Annotated in this window: 22 protein-coding genes and 1 pseudogene; 8 read left to right on the plus strand and 15 right to left on the minus strand. The window is 44.1% G+C overall.

The genetic code is table 11. The annotated features are described in order from the left end of the window. Positions 1-9: 9 nt before the first annotated feature. Positions 10-333 (plus strand): chaperone modulator CbpM, encoded by a 324-nt coding sequence (locus AB8P72_RS00255; RefSeq protein ID WP_068407333.1) that lies wholly within the window; start codon positions 10-12, stop codon positions 331-333. A gap of 116 nt (positions 334-449) precedes the next feature. Here AB8P72_RS00255 and sstT read toward each other — a convergent pair whose 3' ends face one another. The 3 genes from sstT to AB8P72_RS00270 form a co-directional block, all read right to left on the minus strand. After that, positions 450-1,652 (minus strand): serine/threonine transporter SstT, encoded by a 1,203-nt coding sequence (gene sstT, locus AB8P72_RS00260; protein WP_068407337.1) that lies wholly within the window; start codon positions 1,650-1,652, stop codon positions 450-452. A 196-nt stretch (positions 1,653-1,848) separates the two neighbouring features. Next, positions 1,849-2,337, minus strand: coding sequence for a DNA polymerase III subunit chi (locus AB8P72_RS00265; protein WP_369957878.1), 489 nt, complete (start codon positions 2,335-2,337; stop codon positions 1,849-1,851). 50 nt (positions 2,338-2,387) lie between these two features. After that, positions 2,388-4,040 carry a leucyl aminopeptidase gene (locus AB8P72_RS00270; RefSeq protein ID WP_306495373.1) on the minus strand — a complete coding sequence of 551 codons (1,653 nt, stop codon included), beginning with the start codon at positions 4,038-4,040 and terminating at the stop codon, positions 2,388-2,390. A 611-nt stretch (positions 4,041-4,651) separates the two neighbouring features. Here AB8P72_RS00270 and lptF point away from each other — a divergent pair. Both lptF and lptG read left to right on the plus strand, forming a co-directional pair. Continuing rightward, complete coding sequence (lptF, locus tag AB8P72_RS00275) at positions 4,652-5,941, plus strand: LPS export ABC transporter permease LptF (protein ID WP_369957879.1); 1,290 nt, start codon at positions 4,652-4,654, stop codon at positions 5,939-5,941. Continuing rightward, the gene (gene lptG / locus AB8P72_RS00280) at positions 5,941-7,182 is read left to right on the plus strand and encodes an LPS export ABC transporter permease LptG (RefSeq protein WP_068407349.1); all 1,242 of its coding nucleotides are present in this window, start codon (positions 5,941-5,943) and stop codon (positions 7,180-7,182) included. Before lptF ends, lptG begins: the two co-directional genes overlap by 1 nt. A 129-nt stretch (positions 7,183-7,311) precedes the next feature. Here lptG and AB8P72_RS00285 read toward each other — a convergent pair whose 3' ends face one another. Beyond that, a complete protein-coding gene (locus AB8P72_RS00285) occupies positions 7,312-7,920 on the minus strand; it encodes a class I SAM-dependent methyltransferase (protein WP_068407352.1) in 609 nt (202 codons plus the stop codon). 171 nt (positions 7,921-8,091) lie between these two features. Between AB8P72_RS00285 and AB8P72_RS00290 the strand changes: the two genes are divergently transcribed. From AB8P72_RS00290 to AB8P72_RS00300, 3 genes are all read left to right on the plus strand, one after another. Continuing rightward, positions 8,092-8,526: a PH domain-containing protein gene (locus tag AB8P72_RS00290; protein WP_068407355.1), complete on the plus strand. Its 435-nt coding sequence runs from the start codon at positions 8,092-8,094 to the stop codon at positions 8,524-8,526. A gap of 162 nt (positions 8,527-8,688) precedes the next feature. Continuing rightward, the gene (locus tag AB8P72_RS00295; RefSeq protein WP_102076715.1) at positions 8,689-9,129 is read left to right on the plus strand and encodes a transposase family protein; all 441 of its coding nucleotides are present in this window, start codon (positions 8,689-8,691) and stop codon (positions 9,127-9,129) included. After that, positions 9,126-9,521: a transposase family protein gene (locus AB8P72_RS00300; RefSeq protein ID WP_193029873.1), complete on the plus strand. Its 396-nt coding sequence runs from the start codon at positions 9,126-9,128 to the stop codon at positions 9,519-9,521. The genes AB8P72_RS00295 and AB8P72_RS00300 overlap by 4 nt, the downstream gene beginning before the upstream one ends. 41 nt (positions 9,522-9,562) lie before the next feature. Here AB8P72_RS00300 and AB8P72_RS00305 read toward each other — a convergent pair whose 3' ends face one another. The 8 genes from AB8P72_RS00305 to recN form a co-directional block, all read right to left on the minus strand. After that, positions 9,563-9,901, minus strand: a complete 339-nt coding sequence (locus tag AB8P72_RS00305) for a DUF3817 domain-containing protein (RefSeq protein ID WP_068407936.1) — start codon at positions 9,899-9,901, stop codon at positions 9,563-9,565. A 44-nt stretch (positions 9,902-9,945) separates the two neighbouring features. Next, on the minus strand, positions 9,946-10,884 hold the full coding sequence (gene xerD / locus AB8P72_RS00310) for a site-specific tyrosine recombinase XerD (RefSeq protein WP_068407934.1): 939 nt from the start codon (positions 10,882-10,884) through the stop codon (positions 9,946-9,948). Positions 10,885-10,922: 38 nt separating this feature from the next. Then, on the minus strand, positions 10,923-12,155 hold the full coding sequence (locus tag AB8P72_RS00315; RefSeq protein WP_369957880.1) for a methyltransferase: 1,233 nt from the start codon (positions 12,153-12,155) through the stop codon (positions 10,923-10,925). A 106-nt stretch (positions 12,156-12,261) separates the two neighbouring features. Next, the gene (gene tusA, locus AB8P72_RS00320; RefSeq protein WP_068407927.1) at positions 12,262-12,588 is read right to left on the minus strand and encodes a sulfurtransferase TusA; all 327 of its coding nucleotides are present in this window, start codon (positions 12,586-12,588) and stop codon (positions 12,262-12,264) included. A gap of 76 nt (positions 12,589-12,664) precedes the next feature. Then, a complete protein-coding gene (locus AB8P72_RS00325; RefSeq protein ID WP_068407925.1) occupies positions 12,665-13,144 on the minus strand; it encodes a hypothetical protein in 480 nt (159 codons plus the stop codon). 89 nt (positions 13,145-13,233) lie between these two features. Beyond that, positions 13,234-13,788, minus strand: coding sequence for a Holliday junction resolvase RuvX (gene ruvX / locus AB8P72_RS00330; RefSeq protein WP_068407922.1), 555 nt, complete (start codon positions 13,786-13,788; stop codon positions 13,234-13,236). A 72-nt stretch (positions 13,789-13,860) separates the two neighbouring features. After that, a complete protein-coding gene (locus AB8P72_RS00335; RefSeq protein ID WP_068407919.1) occupies positions 13,861-14,424 on the minus strand; it encodes a YqgE/AlgH family protein in 564 nt (187 codons plus the stop codon). A gap of 203 nt (positions 14,425-14,627) precedes the next feature. Further along, entirely contained in the window at positions 14,628-16,307 is a 1,680-nt protein-coding gene (recN, locus tag AB8P72_RS00340; protein WP_068407916.1) for a DNA repair protein RecN, read from the minus strand. Between the two features lie 545 nt (positions 16,308-16,852). On the opposite strand from recN, the gene AB8P72_RS00345 reads away from it, so the two are divergent. Both AB8P72_RS00345 and rlmB read left to right on the plus strand, forming a co-directional pair. Beyond that, positions 16,853-17,188: a pyrimidine/purine nucleoside phosphorylase gene (locus AB8P72_RS00345; RefSeq protein ID WP_068407914.1), complete on the plus strand. Its 336-nt coding sequence runs from the start codon at positions 16,853-16,855 to the stop codon at positions 17,186-17,188. 364 nt (positions 17,189-17,552) lie between these two features. Beyond that, the gene (gene rlmB, locus AB8P72_RS00350) at positions 17,553-18,323 is read left to right on the plus strand and encodes a 23S rRNA (guanosine(2251)-2'-O)-methyltransferase RlmB (RefSeq protein WP_068407911.1); all 771 of its coding nucleotides are present in this window, start codon (positions 17,553-17,555) and stop codon (positions 18,321-18,323) included. Here the strand turns inward: rlmB and coaE are convergent. The 3 genes and pseudogenes from coaE to AB8P72_RS00365 form a co-directional block, all read right to left on the minus strand. Further along, positions 18,286-18,975: a dephospho-CoA kinase gene (coaE, locus tag AB8P72_RS00355; RefSeq protein ID WP_068407908.1), complete on the minus strand. Its 690-nt coding sequence runs from the start codon at positions 18,973-18,975 to the stop codon at positions 18,286-18,288. The genes rlmB and coaE overlap by 38 nt on opposite strands. 116 nt (positions 18,976-19,091) lie before the next feature. Continuing rightward, complete coding sequence (locus AB8P72_RS00360; RefSeq protein WP_068407907.1) at positions 19,092-19,991, minus strand: A24 family peptidase; 900 nt, start codon at positions 19,989-19,991, stop codon at positions 19,092-19,094. Between the two features lie 25 nt (positions 19,992-20,016). Further along, a pseudogene (locus AB8P72_RS00365) lies at positions 20,017-21,240 on the minus strand (type II secretion system F family protein). Positions 21,241-21,363 lie beyond the last annotated feature (123 nt).

The following is a 21,363-nucleotide window of genomic DNA, read 5'->3' on the forward strand; positions in this document are numbered from 1 at the left end:
ATAATCATTATGAAACACTCGCCTGAATTTACCGACATTATCTTGAGCCTAGATGAGCTCGTATCTGCCTGTGGGCAAGAGCGCCAATGGGTCATCGAATTGCTTGAAGAAAATATTATCGAATATGATGTACCAGAGCGTCAGCAATTTACCGGTTATCAGCTGACAACCGTACGCCGTGCCTCGCGCCTCAGCCGTGACTTTGAAGCCAGCGTGCCGGCGATTGGTTTGATACTGGAGTTACTAGATGAGGTTGAGCAGCTGCGCCAATTTAAGCGCCAGCTTGATATGCAGATGCCGGTGATTGAAGTAGACGTTGAGCATTTAAAATAGCCAGTGTCTTGTCATTACCCATAAAAAAGGGTCTCTAAATGAGACCCTTTATACTATTAAAAATACCGCTTTAAAAATGACGGTTTTTCATTAAAACCAACGTCAATAATTAAAAATTAACGCGCATATTTTGGATCAGCGGCAGCGGTAAATAAGACGTCCGTTGACGAGTTTAAGGCAGTTTCAGCGGAATCTTGTACCACCCCGATGATAAAGCCAATTGCCACCACTTGCATGGCGATATCGTTTGGAATACTAAATAAGCTTGCTGCCAATGGAATTAAAAGTAGCGAACCACCAGCCACACCAGAAGCGCCGCAAGCACTAATCGTTGCGACCAAACTTAGTAGTAGCGCTGAGGCAAAGCTTACTTCGATACCAAGTGTATGCGCTGCTGCTAGGGTTAAGACGTTAATGGTAATCGCCGCACCGGCCATATTGATGGTCGCACCTAGCGGAATGGTGACTGAATAAGTGTCTTCGTGTAGACCTAATTTACGTGCAAGGTTCATATTAACCGGAATGTTAGCGGCTGATGAACGGGTAAAAAACGCGGTAATCCCTGATTCACGCAGGCAAGTAAACACCAGTGGGAAAGGGTTTTTACCCGTCTTAACTAAGACGATAATAGGGTTGACCACTAGCGCAATAAACAACATACAACCGACCAGTACCATCAAGATGCGCGCATAACCTGCTAGGGCGGCAAAGCCTGTCTCAGCGACGGTATTGGCAACCAAGCCTAAAATACCAAATGGCGCTAGCGCAATGACCCATTTGACCACTTGCGAGATGGCATCAGAAAAATCACTGACCACCGCCCGCGCGGTATCGCTGGCTTGACGTAGGGCAAAACCAATGATGATTGCCCACGCTAAAATACCAATATAATTGGCATCAGCGATGGCCTGCACAGGGTTGGCAACCAAATTCATCAGCAGGTTGGTGAGTACTTCTTGCAGGTTAGCAGGGGGTACTTGCTCAATGTTGGCATTGACCAATATTAGCTCGGTTGGGAATAAGAAGCTTGCGCCAACGGCGGTCAGTGCTGCCAAAAAAGTGCCGAACATATACATAATCAACACCGGTTTGACATACACCTCATTGCCACTGCGATGTTGGCTAATCGCTGCCATGACCAAAATAAAGACCAATATCGGCGCGACTGCTTTTAGGGCGCCGACAAATAGCGTCCCTAATAGGCCCAGCGCAACACCGATATTTGGTGCCAGCCAGCCAATCAAAACGCCTAATATTAAACCGATAATAATAAGCGGCACCAGCCCTATACGCTGGTACATCGCAATCAATGAACGCATCTATACACCCTCGACTTTGTCAATAAATATAAAATTTATAATAGAACGGAAAAGTAATCGAAGGATGGTAGCATTTTTTTAAGATAAACGCCTACCTTTAACCCATGCCTACCTAGGCACATAAGGTCAAGTAAAAGTGCACAATGTGAAAAAATAGAAGTGTTTTTTAAGACAAAAAATAGATAAGGTTTGTCGATTAAACCTTAAAATGGGTCAGCTCGTAGCCCAATTGTTGATAGGCTTTGTATTTATGCCGACCTTCTTGCGTACTCTCAGGGTCAGGTTTTATCAGCTCAAGCACCCGAGTAGGCTGGGCATTATTGGTCGCTGCCATAAAACGATTGACAGGATGGATGGTGGTATTTAGGACAATACCTTTAAAATCCGCTGGCATATAACTGCTAAGTAAAACAGGGGCTAATGCCTCATTATTATCTTGCACAGGTTTACTAGCATCTTTAGGCTCAGAAATAGTAGCGTGCAAAAGTCGCTGATGCGGTATAAAGCTTGCGGCATCATATGACCATAGCGCTTCATCAAGCGTCGATAGCAATTCATCATCTTTATCAATGAGAATCAAGAGCGGTTGGCTGCTTTTGTTCAGCGCGGTTTGGGTCAATTGACAAATAAAGCCCAAGATATCTTGGGCTTTACTCTCACTTAAAATATAAAAACTGATGTTCATAAATTCATTTTCATAAATTGGTATTTTACCAATAGATTATTAATAACAGATTAGGCATTGTTTGCGCTGTTTTTGAGGTATTGCATAAATAGCGGAACAGGGCGACCAGTTGCTGCTTTGTCTTGACCAGAATTCCATGCCGTACCAGCGATATCCAAATGCGCCCATGCTTGACCTTCTTCAACGAAGCGAGATAAGAAACAAGCGGCTGTGATAGCCCCGCCACCTTTACCACCGATGTTTTGCATATCAGCGATAGGCGAGTCAAGCTGTGTTTGATACTCATCATCTAACGGCATATGCCAGATTAAATCGCCCGATAAATGACTGGCGTTTTCTAGTTCAAATAACACGTCTTCGTCATTACTAAATACCGCTGAGCGCACGTGACCTAAGGCAACCACACAAGCGCCGGTCAACGTTGCCACATCAATAATGGCTTTTGGATTATAGCGCTGTACATAGCATAACGTATCGGCCAACACCAAACGACCTTCGGCATCGGTATTTAAGATTTCAACCGACTTGCCATTCATGGCTTTGACGATATCGCCTGGGCGCGTGGCATCACCTGATGGCATGTTTTCCGCACAAGCAAGCGCACCAACGACATTAATTGGTAGACGCGCTTCACATAAAGCTTTAATCGTACCGAGTACTGAGGCTGAACCGCCCATATCAAATTTCATCTCATCCATCGCCGCACCGGGTTTGATTGAGATACCGCCTGAATCAAAGGTCACGCCTTTACCGACTAAGACGATAGGCGCATCATCATTGACAGTTTTTGCATCGCTGTTTTTGTCAGATTTTTTACTAGCAGCTTTGGTCGGTAATTTATCTGCCAAGGCTTTTAGACCGCCCGTTACTTTTGCACCGCTATTAGCGATTTTGCTAGCGCTGGCTTTAGCGCTAAAGTTAGATTTACCGCGGTACTCTAACAATACCAATTTACCTTCTTTGGCTGAACCTTGGGCAACCGCTAAGAAGCAGTTCATACCCAGCGCTGACATCTTATCTTCACCCAAGACGGTGACTTTTAATAAGTCAGGATAAGCTTTGGCAAGCGCTTCGGCTTGTTCGGCCATGTAAGCTGGGAAGCAGATATTGCCCGGCTCATTGGCGACATCACGGGTCAAGCTTTGACCAGCGAATACCGCTTGAGCAAAGTCTAATGCCGCTTGCAAAGACTGGTCGGCAAGTAAATAGATGTCGGTTAAAACAGGCGTGTTTTGCTCAGATTTATATTTGTCAAAACGGTAGCTTGCTGCGAGTAAATTCAAAGCAAACTGGCTGAAATGATTTTCTTCTAGCGCATCACCTAAAGCAACGGTGATAGAGTCAACACGTTTTTGCGTGCTTTGATAAATGGTATTAGCGATTTTCTGCAAGCCGCTATGACTAAGCTTATCAATATTACCCACACCGACGAGTAACAGCTGTACTGGATTTTCTTTAGCCGTTTTTTTATCACCAGCCAAGGCATAATCAGCGACGGTTTCGCAGGCTTTACCATTAAAATGTGATACTTCCATCAATTGCTTAATACGGCTTTGATAATCGCTTAATGTGGCTTCAGCTAAGATATTTTTCTTATCATCGATGAGTACCACAAGACAGGCGGCATCTTTACTTTTGGCTTCTTTTTTAAGTATTTTTTGTGTATGGGTTTTTGGCAGGGTTTGCGTTAATTTAATATTCATATAATTATCCTTATTAGAGTTATGAAATGCGTATTTTATTAATGTATTCGTGCTTTTTAAAATAATACTTTTTAAATACCGTTGCTTATGCAGCTAGCACAATAGTGTAGCATATTGCGAGGCGAGTGCGCAGCGAGCGCGGCGTCGCTATCAACATAGCAATTCTGTATTTTTTTGAATCGACTACCTATTTATTTGTGCTATTTAAAGTATTTGTACTAATTAAATTTGGCAGAAACAGTAGTTTAGCAACAAAACCCAAAAAAGCGCGGCAAATGATACCAAGGACAAACAAACTTTGCTAAATAGTATAAAGCAAACATACGGCGTAAATAGTTAATAGATTCACCTTTAGATTAAGGTATTCTTATAAACAATATACGCTGTAGGCTTTGTTAGTTTTAGCTATTATGAACCAAACAATCAAGGCTTATAGCAAGATGCATACAATGTTTTCCAACACATTTTACAGCCATTTTTGAGCAAAATATGCTAGGATTAGCGGTTATCTTTATCGCTACTATTTATAACGTAGCGCCAGTCAAACTGCGCTAAATTGTGCGCATACCAACCTTTCTTAAAGAGTGCCTATTGTGATATTACGCCGCTATATGACTCAACAAGTTGCCTCAACGACCGCTTTGGTGTTGGGGTTTTTAGTGGTGATGATGCTCGGCGGCCGTTTAATCCGTTATTTTGGTATTGCCGCAGAAGGCAATTTAGACATCAGCTTATTATTTACCATCATTGGTTATAATTTGCCCTACTTTTTAGAGCTTATCCTACCGTTGGCGTTTTTTATCGCACTCATGCTAGTATTTGGGCGCTTGTATGTTGACCAAGAAATGGCGGTGATTAATGCCAGCGGCGTGTCGCGTGGTAAGCTTGGGCGGTTGATGACACCATTGATATTGGCATTATTTGTGGGAGAGGCAGCCTTATCTATTGTTGGTAAACCGTGGGGCGTGCGCTCATCAGAAAGTGTTTGGCAGCAGCAGGCATTGACCAGTGCCTTTGATTTGATACGTCCCAATCAGTTTATCAGTAGTGGCAATTATCATTTGTACGTCGGCAGCTTGAGTGATGATAAAAAGCAATTGCAAGATGTGATATTGATACAATCTGAGCCTAAGCCTAAAGGCAATGCAGCAAAAAACGCGGCCGCTGATGTAAATAATAATATCGACCCAGAAACTGCTGAGCAGCTCAATATTCCAGAGCTACCAAAAGCCCCTATAGGCAAGAATAGTATCAGTAAAGATACCATTACCCTTGCCAAACGCGCTCAGCAAGTAGATACCGGCAGTAGCGGCGTCACCCAATTGGACTTATTCCAAGGTCGCCGCTATGAAGTCGGCGCGGGCAGTTTAAAATACAATCAAGTGGGCTTTGATCGCTACCGTATCACCTTGACCGAATCCTCTAAAGAAGTCATCACCGAAGCCAATATCGAAACCCAAGCGATTGGTCCATTATGGCAAGCCGCAACAGGCAGTACAGCAGTGAATAGCGAAAAAGCATTACGAGCGGCACAAGGGGAGCTTGGCTATCGTCTGGCATTGCCTTGGCTCATGATTATTGCACCGATGCTGGCCGTGCCACTGGCGCAAGTACGTCCGCGTCAAGGTCGCTGGCTGCGCTTGTTCCCATCGATTTTATTATTTGTCAGCTGTGCGCTGGGTATTATTTCCCTCAAAAATGCGGTGAGTAAAGGCAGTGTTAGCGTTTGGGCGTATGCATGGTTGGTATTAGGCTTTATGGCATTGGCGCTCTATATGAATTGGGGCAGCCGCGTCCAACATCGTTTGCGCTTTCGCAAACCAGATGAGCTGTTAACCGTTAGCGAGCATCAAGGCAATATTGACCAAAAAAGCAATGGCTCACAAGGAGGACAATCCTAATGAGCGCTTTATTCTCTAAATCATCATCGTCTAATTCATCAAAGCCAAATTCGCCAAAAGCCAAACTGAAATTTGCGCCTAAACCAACCAATCTAAAAGTGCTGAGCCGTTACGTTAAACTAAACGCTTTGCTTGCCATCATCGGCGCGGTTATAGGCTTGTGGGCATTGCAGCTGGTATTTTCTTATTTGTCTGAGCTAGATTCGTTAGATGATAACTATACGATGGGCGAGGCGATTAAATATATCTTTTATCGCTCGCCTTACTTTTTAGAGCAATTTATCCCAACGGGCGCGTTACTTGGCGCCGTGGTCGGTTTGGGTTTATTGGCCAATAAAAGCGAGCTGGTCGTCATGCGCGCTGCTGGCGTCAGTGTTTATCGTATCGTCGGCTGGGTGTTGCAGCCTGCCTTGATTTTTGTGCTATTGGCATTGGTGATTAATCAGTTTGTCCTACCGCATTCGAATCAGTTGGCGCAAGAGATTAACGATGAAGATAACAGCTCGCTTGTCACCTCGGTACGCGGTTATTGGACGGTACAGCCACGCTTTGAGAGTGCAAAAGACGGCAGTGCCAAGCCAGATGGCAGCGATATTTTATATATCGATTATGCCGATGTGCAAGGCAATATCGGCGAAGTTAAACGTTGGCATTTGGATAATAATGGCAATCTGCAATCTGCTATTCATGCTGAGGGCGGCAAATATATCGGCCGCGAACCGATAGATACCGATAGCAGCAAGCCGAGCGAGCAATACCGTTACGAGTGGCAGCTGAATAATATGACCAAGCTGATGATTGGTCAGGGCTTTGAGAGTAGCCAAGCTATCGCACCGTCAGATACCTTGAGTTTGCCTTTTGCCCCTGAGTCGGTGTATTTACTCACTCGTAAGGCCGAAGATTTATCATTGACCCAGTTATACGAGCATCGCCAATTTATGCGCCAGCAAGGCACGCGCTCGTTAAGTCATGAGCTGGCCTTTTGGCAAAAGCTGCTGTCACCATTATCGATTTTATCGCTGGTAATTGTCGCTTGCTCATTCGTTTTTGGCTCACTACGTACGCATAGCTTGGGCTTACGCATCGTGGTGGCATTGCTATTTGGCTTGCTGTTTAGTTATGTGCAAGACTTGGTTGGCTTTGTTTCGCTCGCGACTGGATTCTCGCCATTATTAATGGTGTTATTACCGATTATCGCCAGTGCGATATTGGGTGGTTATTTGTTGAAGCGGCAAATGTAACCTTAAAAATGTAATTGTAAAAATATAACTTTAAAAATATAGTTCTAAAAATTTAGCCATAAAAAATCCCGCTAAGACATCATCTTGTTAGCGGGATTTTTGTTTGCTCAGTTTTTAAGTTGCTTAAGCTTAGTCTTTGGTCGCCATGGTAATGGTATAAGTTTTACCTTGTTTAACCTTTTCGCTATTACCAAACACTTCGGTAAATGAGCGCTTCATAAATTGACGCAAGCCATTAATCGTCACCACATAAAAACGCCCACCTTGACGCATGCGCGCATAGGCATCAAGGAAGTATAAATAATGCTGCTCTTTACCTACTTTGGCTGGCAAGTTCGACATCACAAGGCTAAAGTCTTTGTCTTTTGCCACATGATTAAAGCCGTTAGACAAATGCACATCAACATTTTTCAGACCGTTTTTCTCGCAATTACGGCGCGCATATTCTACCGCCATAAAATCTTTATCAATCAAGGTATGCAGTCCATTCGGACATTCACGCGCCGCCGTCATACCAAGCACGCCATAGCCACAGCCCAAATCTATCGAATCATCATCCGCTTGAAAATCCACATAATCAAGCAGCATCAAACTGCCATCATCGAGCTTTTGCGGCGAGAATATACCCCATGTGGTCGCAAAATCAAACGGCTTGCCCAGCACATCTTGGCGAAAGTTGATATCTTCACGCCAGTGTTCGGCGCTTTTTAACAGGTCAGCAGGGGGTCTATGGCTCATGGGATTCTCGGATTATTTAATAAATAGAAGGTTAATATACTATGGCAGGTATTGTAACGAGAAAAGGGCAGGTTTGCAGCTAGGGATTCATTTAAAATTTATCTTAGTTAAAGATAAGATTGATTATTATTGCTAGACTTAAATCCGCTTTAGCTAACTATAGAGTATTTTATGACAGACATTGTATTTACATCTAAAATTGATTTCTGGATTGGATTTACGCTCTTGGGAGGTAGCTTTATGATGATTGGCATTCCATTTTGGCAATGGAAGAAAAGTGAAAACGGCTCGTTAGCTAAAGCTATTTTTTTGGCATTTATTTTCTTACCTTTTATAGTATTAATGCTTATGCCGTTTTTTGGTACGAAATATACGTTATCAGACGGTCATCTTCTTATAAATAATGGTTTTTCTACGCAGCGTATTGAGCTTACAGACATTACTTATATTGCTCCAACCCGAAATATGGTTTCTGCACCAGCTCTGTCGTTAGATAGACTTGAGGTAGACTATAAAAATAAAAAGGTATTAATATCGCCAAAAGACAAACGATTATTTTACCAAGAAATAAAAGCGCGTAACCCTAGTATAGTGATAGCAAAATAAGGTAAGCATTTTGGTTTATCTAGGCGGATGATACTGGGTGTCCAACTTATTTTATCTTGTTCTTGACGGATCACTATCCTCAAAAGTCTAAAGACAATAGACCTCTTGCAAAAGTAGCAAAGGGAATTAAAATAAGAAGACGCTCATAACTTTTTAGGAACCATGCCAAACATAGATAAGCTACTCAAACAAAGTGACGCTGGTTTTAAACGCTACACTGGCATTCATAAAGCCACCTTTTATGACATGCTTGAGGCCATGCAAGAGCATGAAGCATCTAAAACCAAATCAGGCAGACCAAGCTTGCTCAGTCTTAAGGAGCAGATACTACTAGCCCTGACTTATTGGCGTGAATACCGCACGCTTTATCATATCAGTATGGACTTTGGTATTCATGAGTCTTCTGCTAGTCGTATCATCCGTAAAGTAGAAGACATCCTGATTGACTCTGGCAAGTTTGAATTGCCCAAAAAGCTCCCTAGTCGCGTCGATGATGACATCAATTGGAGCGTCGTCATTGTTGATGCGACCGAAACCCCAATTGAGCGTCCAAAAAAAACCAAAGAGACTACTACAGCGGTAAGAAAAAACAACACACCTTGAAAGCGCAGGTTATCGTTCATTGGCAAACAGGGTTGATACTTGATGTGCAAACCTGTAAAGGGTCAATCCACGATTTTAAGCTCTATAAAGATACTTGTCCTGATTGGCTTCCTGACAATGCTAAATTACTAGCAGATAGTGGCTATCAAGGGTTAGCAAAGCTACATAAGCAAACCTTCACCCCTTTTAAAAAGCCACGTGGTGGTCAGTTACTGGAGATATGCAAACAGGCCAATCACTATCTGGCAAAGTTCCGTATTGTGGTTGAGCACAAAATAGGCTTAATCAAGTTGTTCAAAATCGTGGCTCATAAATATCGTAACCGTCGTCAGCGCTATGATCTTAGAATGAAGCTGTTTGCTGGTATCATTAATTTCGAGCTAAACCTATGACTTTTGCAAGAGGTCTAATCGATAACCAAAAATACTTAATTCTATTTTTTCAAACGCTTTTTTAATAAATGATCAAATATAAACGGACCAAATGGTAAAAACGAGCCAAGCACACCTGCAGGCATTGCCCATAGCGGCATTTTTATTTTACTCGTTGCAATCAACAGCATCAAAATATAGGCGATAAATAATCCCCCATGCGCCATACCGACATATTTCACTGCTTCAGGAATACCTAACATGTATTTTAGTGGCATGGCGATACCAAGCAATAATAAAAAAGACGTGCCTTCTAAGTAACCCATGATGGTCAGGTTTTTGAGGGCAGAGTTTTGCCCTTTTGTTAGGGTAGGCAAAGTAGATGGCTGAGCTTGCGACACGTTTTATTCCTTTTACAATCATCAATAAATCTTTAATTTCAATTCTAACCGCGCGGATGATGCTCGGCATGCAACTTCTGCAATCTCGCCGTCGCCACATGAGTATAAATCTGTGTGGTTGATAAATCACTGTGCCCCAGTAATAACTGCACGCTACGCAGGTCTGCGCCATGATTGAGTAAATGGGTGGCGAAAGCATGGCGTAGGGTATGCGGTGATAGCTCTTTATCTATGCTGGCAACTTTGGCGTATTTCTTTAATAGATACCAAAAGTTCTGCCGTGTCATATAGCCGCCTTGCGCGGTCAAAAACACCGCTTGGCAATTACCAGATTTCAAATGCGCAATCAAATCGCCACGAGCGTGCGTTAGATAATCTTCTAGCGCATCTGCTGCATATTCGCCGAGTGGCACTAAGCGGGTTTTATTGCCTTTACCGGTAATTTGTAGCCAACCAGCGTTTAGATTGACTTGCTCAAGCGACAGATTAATCAGCTCGCTGACGCGCAGACCACAAGCATAGAGCACCTCTAACATGGCTTTATCACGTAGACCGAGCGCCGTGCTGCTATCAGGTGCAGCGAGGAGGTTATCGACATCGGCCTCGCTCAAATCCTTTGGCAGTGGACGACCTAATTTGGGGCTTTTGATACGCTCGCACGGATTGTCCTCACGCAAATTACTAGCAATCATCCAAAGGTAGAACTGGCGCAAGCTTGACAGCGTACGTGCTTGCGTGCGCGGCGTTTTGCCCTCGATGGTAAGGGTTGATAAACAGTGCAGCACGTCTTCAGGCTGCCATTTCGTCAGCGCGATAGGATTGGTCAGCTCGCAAGAACGTAAATCGCGCACATAAGCATTACGCGTCCGCGTTGCTAAACCGCGGGCGAGCATTGCTTGCCGAAACTCGGTGATGTAAGCTGGCTCGTCATCGACGGCTAGCGCTTTAGGTTGGCGCTGTTGGACGGCGCGGTCGCGGCTCATAATTTGATACTCAATGATTAATTATCAATTATTAAAGATTAGGCAGGTTCTAAGCACCATAATGAAGTAATCTCGCTACTCCTCGCTGCAAATAGTGGATCAGACTCATCTTGGCTGCGACTATGCTTAGGTTTGGTATTGAGGCGGTATTTTACTTTCAAACCACTATCAGCAAACCAGCCTAATAATTCCTCACGAGTGCGTAATTGTAAATGCTCAGCCAAATCCGACAGAATCAACCAGACTTCTCCTTGCTTAGCTAAATGAGATTTCGCGCCCTGCAAAACCCCACGCAGCATTTTGCTATTGGCATCATAAACGGCATACTCTAACGGCGAGCTTGGCTTAGCGGGTAGCCAAGGCGGATTACAGACAATTAAATTAGCGAGTGGCGCATCCGTTGAATATAAATCCACCTGTTGCAACTGTACATTAGCTAATTCTAATCGCGTAAAATTTTCGCTGGCGCAGGTTAAAGCTCGCGGATTTAAGTCGGTGGCAATTACTTGTTTGACACCGCGCTGCGCTAAGATAATAGCCAGCAAGCCAGTGCCCGTACCGATATCATAAGCGACATCACAAGTATCTGGCAGTGGCGCCTCGAGTAATAGCTGCACATATTCATGGCGGGTTGGGGCAAAGACACCATAATGCGGGAATATCGATAAATCTAAACCATCAATCGGAACGCCTTTTTCGCGCCACTGCGCTGCACCAAGCGCTCCTTGTAGGTCACGAAAAGACAGCACATACGACTCATTCAGTTCATTATCCAACTGACCAAAAGCAGCTATGCAAGCCGCACTCATATCAGGGGCGCGGCGTAATTGGCTGACATAATTGGCATCAAGCTCGAGTAGCAGACGGCTTAATATGCGCGCACGCTGGGCTTGCAATTGGCGCTGCTGATGAAATAAGTTAGGAATACTTTTGGATAACTCTGAAGATTTATCTACATTTTTATTGGATTTTGCAGATTGATTTGCTGCTTTTTTTATTTTACGTAGCTCAGAGCGCTCATTGGTACGCTCGATGCGTCGATTGAGCGCTTGTAGCAGTTGCCGTGCATTATGAAAGTCACCACGCCACAGTAGTGAAGTGCCTCCGCAAGCCAAGCGATAAGCCTCATCGGCGGTCGTTTTATCATAGACCAACACAATACGCGCAGGCGGCGCATGATTGCTTTCCGACAACCAAAGTGCTTGATGTAACGTCTCGCTGCCGTCTTTGTTTTCGAGCCACTGCACATACTGCTTTTGGGGCGCTAACATGCTATCTACCTTTAATTTGTGAATGATATGTTTCGTACAAAGCAAAGATATCTGGATGCTATTAGTGCGTTGATGCTATGAGTGCTTTAAGCTCAATCAAATGCATTTAAGCATTCTTTTTCTTCACCAAATAGCGATAAAGCGTGGCGTTAATAGGTGCATCATCATCGTCCGTAATTGTGATTTCATCAGGATCAATATTTAACGGCACATTTTCAGCAAGCGTTTCTTGCTTTACAAGCTCATGCCCCAAATGACGGCAAAAATTAGGAATATCGCGAGTGGTCGCAGGATCTGTAGCGAGTATTTCAATCACTGCGCCAGCTTCGGCATTACGTATGGTTCGATGTAGCATCATCACCGGCTCAGGGCAAATCAGCCCTTGGGTATCTAAATGATGTTGAATGGTACTATCAGATGTTGAAGTTGTCATAGTCGTTTTTTAAATCAATAAAATATGGTGAATGTTTTCAGTTCTTTATTAGTGATGGCATTTTTATCAGGAAGTTTTATGTTTCTTTAACATTTTCAGACGTTTCTTCAGCGTCTAAAAAGTTAAAAAAGCGCTTAAAGCTCACCTTAAATAAAAACGCCACCCCAAGCCAACATGCCAATCCTAACCAAGCAGTATCGGCAAATAGTAGCCCGCCAAGTAATATAACCGTCGATACACCAATACTCATGGCAATCATTGATGGCTGATTTAAGCGATAACGATAAATCACCAATGCATCATAAATAGTAATAGGAATCGTCAGCGCCACCAAAGCGTAGGGCAGGTTATAGAACAATTGATAAAGCAGCTGATTGTTATGAAAGGCTTTGATACTAGCAATGGTGCCAAAGACCATAAAGGCGAGAATAGCGGCATAAATAAGATAAATCGCTATCTGGTTTGCTCGCTGCGCGCCTTTGATACGCGCAATCGCTAGCGGTGCAAAGCCACGTTGCGACTTGTTTTGCAAAGATGGATCTGAGACAGTGGTCATATTAATCAGTCATTTATTCGTTTAGATGATATAGCGAAGAGGCGCGGTATATTAGCCATGGATTTAGCGTACTATTCAACCGCTTTCTACTAATTCGCTTTAATGGCGTCGATGGCGAGACTGCTACTCGGATCAGCAAAATACGTCGACATCAGGATGCAGGCGGAGATATCATCAATCGGGTCACGCTCGTTTTGAATCCAGCCATTCTCCCAAGCTATCTCACGCGCCGCAACTGAGGTCAGACGTTCATCACAGAGAGAGACAATGACGGGTAAACGCTGCTCCATAATTCTATGCGCTAAGCGACGAGCAAATTTGTGCGCCCGCTTGGACAACATTGAGCTGCTACCATCCATATTGAGTGGCAATCCGACCACCACTTTTGCCACGCCCCAAACTTTGATAATACCAAGCAGGTTGTCCCAATCCGGCTGACCATTATTCATCGCCAAAATATCAAAGGCGCGCGCCGTCTCGGTAATAGAATTGCCTAGCGCCATCCCCATCTTTTTGACGCCATAATCGAGCGCCAAAATTAGATGCGGCTTAATCGTTGGCTCTGTAGCGCTATCAGTAGTTATAGCGTCTGTGCTATCAGTAGTTATAGCGCCCGCGCTATCTGCAAGAATACTATTGACCATAATTTGGGGTACTTCCTGTTTCTGTCTTCATGAAGCAAATGCTGCTCAGTATATAGCACTTAATATATAACGCTAGGCATGACCAATATCGCTGCTCAAATAGTCAAAATTAACGCCAATCTTATCGGCAGCGATTTGCCAACGCTCTGCAAATGGCGTATCAAACAGTAAATTCAGATCCGCAGGACAAACCAGCCAGTCGCCACTCGCAAGTTCTTGGTCGAGCTGTTTTTTACCCCAGCTGGCATGACCTAAGCACAGCTGATAATGCCCGACACCTTGACCAGCAGCGATGCGTTTTAGAATATCTTGACTGGTAGTAATACAGACGTTTTCTGAGATGGCAAAAGACGACGCCCATTCTGGTTGACCGGTATGCAGGACAAAACCGACTTCTGGATACATAGGCCCACCTTCTAGCGCCATATCTTCCATTACTTGCGGATCGGTGACCTCAATGTCTAAGTCTTCTAGCAGTTTGCCGACGCGCGCTTGCTCTATCGGACGATTGACCATCAGACCAAGCGCCCCATGTTTATCATGGCGACAGATATAAATCAGCGCCTGCTCAAACCGTGGGTCTGACAGCTCGGGCGCCGCGATTAAGAAGTGATGGGTCAAATTGGCTTTAGACATATAAACAAACGCAACCTAATATTAAAGGTGAAATTATTAAGAGGATAGACCACTATATGGCGTTTAGGCGTAAAAAATCAACTAAAGCAAATATTTAGCGATTGTTTGCTAAAAGACTGTACTCTCGACTGGTCATTATTTGCGAGTTATTTTCTACTAACCATGTACCTGCCAGCTATTTAGTAGCCATCACTCGATAATCATTATTTAACATCACTTAATAAGCTACGTGCATGGTCACGGGTGACATCAGTGATGGTCACACCGCCAGACATACGGGCCAGCTCATCGACTTGCGCGCTATCGGTCAAAATTAATAACTCGCTCTCAGTTTGCTCATCATGATGTTTTTGTACCAAGATATGCTGATGCGCTTGCGCCGCAACCTGTGCTTGGTGAGTAATGGCCAATAACTGCTGCGTCTGCCCAAGCGCACGTAACAGCTCACCAACCACTTGCGCCGTACCGCCACTGATACCGACGTCCACTTCATCAAAGACGAGCATCGGCTTGGCAGCATTATTATTAGCATTGGTCGCTTGCAGAACTTGCATGACCAGTGCCATCCGCGACAGCTCACCACCTGAGGCAATTTTATGTAGCGGCTGCATCGGCATACCGACGTTGGCGCTAAACAACAAATCGATATCATAGCAGCCTTGACCATTATACTGGCTAGGATCGGTCTTTTTGGTAAAGACAAACTCGCAGCGCGCATTTGGCAGGGCAAGCGGTTGTAATTGCGCAATCAGCTGTTTACTGACTTTTGGCGCCGCTTTTGAGCGCTGTTTATTAAGCTCAGTGGCAAGTGACAAATACTCTTGCCATGCTTGCTCGATTTGCGCTGCCATTGCATCACTACTTGGCTCGTTTTCTAACTGTTCTAATTGCGCTTGCCACTGCTTTGCTTCATCAATCAAATCGCTTGCCGGCAGGCCATGCTTACGCGACAAGCGGTGCCCAAGACTGATTAAGCTATCGAGTGTTTGCAAGCGCTCAGGGTCGGGTAATTGCTGTTCCGCATAATCCGATAGCAAGCCTGTGACCTCAGTGATTTGCTGCTGCGCCAAATGCAACTGTTCGGACGCCTGCTCAAAGGTTTGACTGACGCTCATTTGATTGTCGCAAAGCTTAATTGCTTGCCCGAGCAAGGTCATGACATCCGGCTCATCGGTGTCATTATCGAGCAGGTGTAAACCGTGACTGGCTTCCGTCATCAACGCTTCGATATTAGACAGCTCTTCGTGCTCCGCTTCTACTTCTGCATAATCAACCGCGAGTAGCGGCGCAATATCAGCAAGCTGGCTTTGCAACAATTGAATGCGATCTTGACGCTGAGCTTCGCGGCTGGCGATATCATCAGCGCGGCGTTTGAGCTGCTGATAAGCTTGATAGCTGCTGGTCGTTTGTACAGCAAGTGGCGTGATTTGTGCCATCTCGTCAAGCCATTGCACCACAAATTGTGGCTTTAGTAAGGCTTGCTGGGCATGTTGACTATGAATGTTTACCAATAAAGCGCCTAAGCTTTTAAGTTCCGCTAAGCTGACCGGCGTGCCATTTAACCAGGCTTTAGAGCGTCCTGTATTACTAAGCTGACGGCGAATCAAGACTTCAGGTTCTTCTAAAGGGCGCTCGTTCTTGGCAAACCATTCTGCCACGACGTCATTATTTTCTACATCAAACTGCGCATAGATATCAGCATACGCCGCGCCGTGCCTGACCATGGCACTATCAGCGCGCTCACCTACGCACAAAGACAGCGCATCTAGTAATAATGACTTGCCAGCACCTGTCTCACCGGTGATGACATTGAAGCCTTCAGCCATGCTCAGCTCATGCTGAGCAATCAATGCAAACTGCTGTAAAGTTAATGATACGAGCATCAACGCCTCTCATGGCAGACAATAAATATCAGCAATTAGGCTGATTTTTAGGTCTACAATAGGATAAATAAATAAAAACAGCTTTGGTAAATGGTGTTAATAAGATAACGATAATTGGCAAATATTATGGTGGCAAAAGGTAGGAAATACAAATTTTAAAGGTAATCAAAGCTAGGTATTCATTTAACAATAAGCGCAACTTTCCTAGTCGCTGTAACAAACTTTATAGATATAATGTGGTAGCATAATCTCACATAATGATAAACTCTTACCACCAGATTTTCATACAATCTGCTATCTATGATGTTTCTAGTAAAAGACGAGAGGTGAGTTCATGCTAGACAAAGTAAGCGTTTCATCATTACTTTTCATAGTGTATTCTCTATGCGAGTCTTTATTTGGTTAACAGTTATATCGAGCTAAATATAGAGTGAATCGTCAAAAAGTTGTAATAGAACTGTCAGTTAAGCGATGAGTTATTCTGCTATTTAGTTTTTCAATTTGGTCTTTTAGTTTGGCAATAATTATTTGATAAGGAAGCCACTATGACAGCGGCGCAATTTACCAATGTAACAGTCAATGCTCAAGCCACGATATCCTACGATGGTCGTTGCTCAAGCCATACCATTATGTTTGAGGACGGTCGCCATAAAACGCTCGGGGTTATTTTGCCTTGCGACAATTTGGTTGAGCACTATCACTTTAGCACCAATACTTCGGAGCGCATCGAAATCATCAGCGGTGAGTGTGAGGTCAAAATAAACGGTGAGGAAGAATTTAGCTACTACCGCGCAGGACAGTCATTCGTAGTCGAAGGCAATAGTGGTTTTAATTTGCGTACAGAAGAAATCGTGCAGTATATTTGTCATTTAGAAGGTTAAGCTGGCTAAAAAATCATACGATTAAAGGTGTTACAAGACAACTTGCCACCCCTTTAAATAAACAAGTTAGAAGAAATAAATCTTACGCCAAGGTTTATTTCTTTTTTTTGCAATTATTTTAATAATTTTTCGTTTCGCCACGCGTTAATTGCTACAATTATCGTTATATAGGCAGTCCGCTATAAGATGAACATAGAGCTACTGGTATTCATTTTCCTTGCTTGCTGTGCCTACGCAGACAGAGGCTGCGCAAAATGAATACCAGTAGCGGGTCATCATACTTGTACTGATTTTATTTAGGACTGACTATATTTCCTATTTTTTATCGCCGTACGCGATACCACTTTTATATTGTAGACCCACTATGGCAAAACCTAGCTATTTTTATGGCATTCACGCGATTGAAGCCTTACTCGAATATCGCCCGCTTGATGGACTCAGTTTATTTGTCCAACAAGGACGTGAGAGCGACAGCCACGTACAAGCGATTATGGCGCAAGCACGTGATAATGGTATTAGTATTCAACCGACACAAAAAGATAAGCTTACTCAGCTATGCGGTAGCCCGCAGCATCAAGGCGTGGTACTGAATGCGCGTCCGTTAGGTTTCGCTGACGAAGGTTTATTGGATACCCTTGCTAAGCGTGAGCAATGCTTATTATTGGTGCTCGACCAAATTACCGACGCGCATAACTTTGGTGCGTGTTTACGTACCGCAGTGGCCATGGGCGTTGATGCCGTTATTTGCCCCAAACACCATGCGGCAAGCCTGACGCCAACGGTTGCGAAAGTATCGGTAGGAGCTGCCGAGATGATGCCTATCGTTAGTGTGACCAATTTGGCTCGTACGTTAAGCAAGATTAAAAATGCTGGCGTCTTTGTGTTTGGCACCGCATTAAATGCAGAGGCAAAGCCAATACATGCTGCTGATATGACGGGTAAAACTGCGATTATTATGGGCTCTGAGGGCGAGGGCATGCGTCGCCTGACGATGGAGAGCTGCGATGAGCTGGTTTATATTCCGATGTCAGGCAACGAGCATGGTAACCTGCAAAGCTTAAATGTGAGTGTGGCGACTGGTATGGCGCTCTATGAGATTAATCGGCAGCGAACTTTAGCTGCTGGGCAAGCGTAAGATAGTTTTGATGTAATGGCTCAAGCTGTAAATATAGCGCCGCAAGATCGCTCTCGTTAAGCACCACATCATCTGCATGACGATTACGCTCTTCGCGGCTGAGCTGATTAATCATAATGGCTTTAATCTTTTGCACGCTTTGCTCATCGCGCTGGCTGGCACGGGCAAGCTGAGTTTCCTCGGTGGCATCCATCACCAATATACGCTGGCATAAATTGGCAAGGCCCGCTTCTGCTGCCTCAATCAGTAGTGGCGCTGATAGCACGACATATGGCGACGTACTGGCTGCTAGTTGCAGCTTTGCCGCTTCGCGTATGGCTGGATGGGTGATGGCTTCAAGCTCAATTAAGGCTTCAGGATGGGTGAAGACATGAGTGCGCACGGCGGCGCGATCCATTTCCCCATCATCATTTAATACCCAATCACCAAATTTTCTTTTGATTTTACGTAAAGTAGCGCTACCTTTAGCGACCACTTGATGAGCAATCACATCTGCATCAATAATATCAATCCCTTGCTGCGCGAACCAATCGCTTGCCGCCGACTTCCCGCTGCCGATACCGCCGGTCAAGCCGACAACTAACGTCTTGCTTTTGGATTGGGGCGACTGTGGCTGATAGGAATAAGATGAAGATGAGGCATAATTTGACATAGTAATGACTTATTTAACCGATAGAAGAGGGAGGCTACAATATACCAATAGCCTATTCTAGCAGGTTAAAGCGCATTTTTGAGAAATTGCGCGTCTACTTGCGTCAGTATAGGGGTTTAAGCGTACATTCCTAAATACCAATTGACGATATCTGGGCCGTATAATAATGCAATGATACCAGCAATGGCGATATAAGGACCAAAAGCAAAAGGACGACTTTCTCCTTGTTTTTTCATCAGAATAATCCCGACGATAGAACCTAATAGGGAGGAGAGCAAGATAATGAGTGGCAACATCATAGGCCCAAGCCAAGCACCCAAGACGGCTAGTAATTTAAAATCGCCTTGTCCCATGCCGTGTTTTTTCGTAATGAAATAAAAGATTTTTACCACGACCCACAAAGATAAAAAGCCAAGTAAAAGTCCCCAGATTGACTGCGTAGGTGAGACAAACCAGCCTTGCGAATTTACCGCCAATCCTAAGCCCGCTAAAGGAAAGGTCAGGCGGTCAGGCAATAGCTGGGTATCAAAATCGATACCCGTTAAAGCAACCAGCGTCCAGACCAAAATCAATGCTGATAATCCTGCGGCGCTGACGCCAAACTGATAAATGACCAACATAGATAGCAGAGCAGTTACCAGCTCAACAATAGGATAACGCAGTCCGATAGCAGCTTTACAGTCTGAGCAGCGCCCGCGTAATATAAGCCAGCTTATTAAAGGGATGTTTTCATACCACTTTATTTTATGGGCGCAGTGCGGACAGCGTGAAGCAGGTGTGCTTAGTGTGATGGGAGTATCAGCAGCGACGATATCTGATAATGGTCGCGTATGTTCAGGTGGCATGTCTGCTTGCTCAGCCATAAACTGGCTACATTCTTGCCGCCAAGCCGTTAACATCATAAGCGGTGTCCGATGAATTACCACATTTAAAAAGCTGCCGACACAGAGGCCAAGTAGACCAAAAATAATTAAAGCGAGTGTCATATTTTCTTGTAATAACTGAAGAAATTGCATGAAATCGTTTTCCTTGCAGTGGCTGTTAGCCTACCACTGAGCCCATTTGGAAGATTGGTAAATACATGGCAATCACTAAGCCGCCAACCAATACACCGAGCACCGCCATAATTAACGGCTCCATTAAGCTGGTCAAACCATCAACAGCGTTATCGACTTCGTTTTCGTAATAGACCGCAACTTTATCGAGCATCTCTTCTAAGCTACCTGATTCTTCACCAGTACCAACCATTTGAATCGCCATACTTGGGAATAAGTTGGTTGAGCGTATCGAAAATTGCAATTGCTGACCGGTTGAAACATCGTTTTTTATTTGCTGAATGGCGTTATAAAAGACTACGTTATTTGCAGCGCCAGCGGTAGAATCTAAAGCATCAATCAGGGGTACACCAGCAGCAAAAGTGGTCGATAATGTACGCGCAAAGCGAGCGATAACCGCTTGATAAGCAATATTGCCAAATATGGGTGCTTTTAATACCGCACGGTCTAAGAAATCACGGAACTTCTTAGAGCGTTTTTTAGCTTCTGAAAAGCCAATGACGGCGCCACCAATCAGTACGATTAAAATAAACCACCAAGATTGCATCCATTCTGACATCCCTACTACCATCTGAGTAAACGCAGGTAGTTCGGCACCAAATGAACCAAATAAATCGGCAAATACAGGAACAACTTTAACCAGTAGAATAATAGTGACGATAATGGCAACGACAATAACGGCGATAGGATATTTCATCGCTTTTTTAATTTTGGCTTTTAACAGCTCACTTTTTTCTTTATAGGTTGCAACCCGCTCTAGCATGGTCTCTAACGAACCGGACTGCTCGCCAGAATCAACAAGCGAGCAAAAAAGGTCATCAAAATAGCGTGGATGTTTACGCAGTGCTGAAGCAAAGGTACCACCAGCTTCAATATCGGCTTTTATTTGTAAGACCAAATCTTTCATGCTCGGGTTATCAAGAGAATCAGCAACAATCTCAAAAGACTGGGTTAATGGCATGCCAGCTTTCATCATAGTTGCCAACTGCCGCGCAAAAATAGCAATATCAATCGGTTTAATAGACTTTTTAAAGGTGTATAAAGGCTTGGGTTTTTTCTTGATGGCTTTAACGGTGATACCTTGTTTGCGCTAGGTTGCTTTTGCCAACTCCAAGCTACGACTGGTGGTTTCGCCTTTTACTTTTTGCCCACGCCGATTGACTCCATCATAGACAAAGTCTAATAGCATGTCGGTTTTAGCTTTGGCCATGTTACTACCCTTGTAATTTGTCATGGAAAGAATCAACAAGAAGTTGCAAACCTATAAAAGCAGGATAATTTCAGCAACTTTCCCTTTGGCTTACTTTATTCTAGCGAAAAAAGCCAGTATATA

Origin of the sequence: Psychrobacter sp. CLB018 (genome assembly GCF_041222815.1) — a bacterium.
Lineage (GTDB): Bacteria > Pseudomonadota > Gammaproteobacteria > Pseudomonadales > Moraxellaceae > Psychrobacter > Psychrobacter faecalis.